The sequence below is a fragment of the Escherichia sp. 20412-1 genome (assembly GCF_003027595.1).
Lineage (GTDB): Bacteria > Pseudomonadota > Gammaproteobacteria > Enterobacterales > Enterobacteriaceae > Escherichia > Escherichia marmotae.
Genome location: NZ_PYQM01000101.1, coordinates 1 through 2,061, shown reverse-complemented (window position 1 = coordinate 2,061; position 2,061 = coordinate 1). Strand labels below are relative to the sequence as shown.

Below are 2,061 nucleotides of genomic sequence, written 5' to 3'. Positions count from 1 at the left end.
CGTATCTGCGCCATATCCTGAGCGTACTGCCGGAATGGCCCTCCAACCGTGTTGACGAACTGCTGCCATGGAACGTAGTTTTCACCGATAAATAAGTGTCAATACGGCGCTCTGTTGACGCTTACCAGTATGTCTGGTGAATACGCTCAATGAGAGTGTTCGGCGTTGTCTGCACGGCTGGATAACCTCCGGTTTTACTGCATGTTTCTTTGCCCATTCAGACAACTTCAGAGAGATTAAGTCCGGATCGCCATCCATGCAGAAGTATGGACGGATAGTCACGATTTGCCGTGAGCCTGTTGAGTACCTATATCACTTACGAAACAAGGCACATGAATAAACAGAGATTACAGTTGAACGGATAAAAAATAATACTGGGAAAAATAAAAAGACGTAGACAGTTATTGTTGATCACTATATATAATCATTACTCCACAATCGTCTTTGTATGGAGTGGTTCTGTTCAATATTCTAAGAATTTCTTAATTCATGAACTCAAAAAGGTATTTTTTTATCAAAAAATTATATCATGATTGATGAGTTTTATTATAAAATATAATTCTATGTATTGTGAAGGGAATAAGCAAATTTGCTTATTTATCATTGGTGTAAATGTTAGTTAATTTTTATAATATAAGAGGATACAATGATAAAATATATTTTGGTAGCACTGACAGGATTAAGTCTTAACGCGTTTGCAGGAGGGAGTGGATGGAATCCAGACGAAGTCGATCCAAGTCGTTGTGTTATGGCTATGGGGTCAGGCTCTACCTCTGCAGGTTATATTGGATACCGACAGGATAACTCAGTGTGTATGCAGGGTATAAATGAAGGAAAAGTAAAAGGTGTAAATGTCGAAGGTCATCATGAGTTCAAGGATGGAACTATGGATACGTTCAGTGGATTCGTATCCCCGACATCACCTCTGGCGCTAAAAACTGATATGTCAAAAGTTAATAAGGTAGGTATAAAGAGTTGGTCGTACATAGGGACCTGGGTTAAATAACATATCTAACATTAATTAATAAAAACACGTCGGATGAGTACTCTTGCATCCGATGTGTTTATACAGAAATGATTGCTTTAATTTACATAAACGATGCCTTATTGAATATTTATGAAAATAAAAAACAAATGTTATCATTTGTGGTTTTTTTGACTCTCAGTTTTATTGGTATAATTATAACAGATTCGTTGATTTTTAGTGTTTCTAAAAAAGCAGAAGAAGAACTAAAAACCTATGGTGATAATATCATCTCCATTAATGTTTACAAACAAAAAAATATCAATGAAGTTGTGCCGGCATTATCTTCTGTATATAAAACATTATCATATTCTAAAACAAGTATATTCAATGGCGGTCAGACCCCTTACGCTGATGAATCTTTATCTGTAACAGGTATTGATTCATTAGGTCTGTCAATAAATAAGATAAATATTGATAATATACCATTTAAGGGGAATGTTGCTATTGTCAGTGAGGATAGTCCATATTTACATAATGGAATTGTCTTTCTGGATGGCATACCCTTTAAAATTATTTCTATAATACCCAAAATAAAAACTGACTTTCTTGACAGCCTTGGATTATCGAAATACCAAAGTGACAATCAGATTTTTGTCCCTTTAAGTACATTATTCAGATTTACTTTAAGCAATAATATTGATAATGTTAAAGTAGTGTTGAATGGTAAAGTGAATGAAAATGATGTTAACGTAATCAGAAAGGTTCTTTGTGAGAAAAAAATATTAGATTATAATATCGTAACAGCACTTGATGCCAGAACAGCCGTTGATAATGTATTGAATAGATTTTCGTTATTAACAAATACTATATATATAATGTTGACCTTATTTTCTGCAGTTATATGTATTGTGCTTTGTAGACGTACATTTTCTTCTAGGAGTACTGAATTTGCGTTAAAAATAATTCACGGTATAAAACAGAACGCAATAATTCTTGTTGTTATTATAGAATCAATAATTACATTGGTTATTTGTTTATTAAGTTCATTGATTGCTTCTTACCTTATTATGTTATGGATGTCTCATATGTTATCT

The 2,061-nt window shown here is 33.5% G+C and carries 3 protein-coding genes; all 3 read left to right on the top strand.

Annotated elements, in window-relative coordinates:
• The coding region (locus C7B16_RS24720; protein ID WP_143192629.1) for a transposase domain-containing protein at positions 1–95 on the top strand (95 nt) is incomplete at its 5' end.
• Between the two features lie 551 nt (positions 96–646).
• Positions 647–1,006, top strand: coding sequence for a hypothetical protein (locus C7B16_RS24095; RefSeq protein ID WP_107180283.1), 360 nt, complete (start codon positions 647–649; stop codon positions 1,004–1,006).
• A gap of 68 nt (positions 1,007–1,074) precedes the next feature.
• On the top strand, positions 1,075–2,061 hold a 987-nt coding region (locus C7B16_RS24090), incomplete at its 3' end, for a permease (protein WP_107180282.1).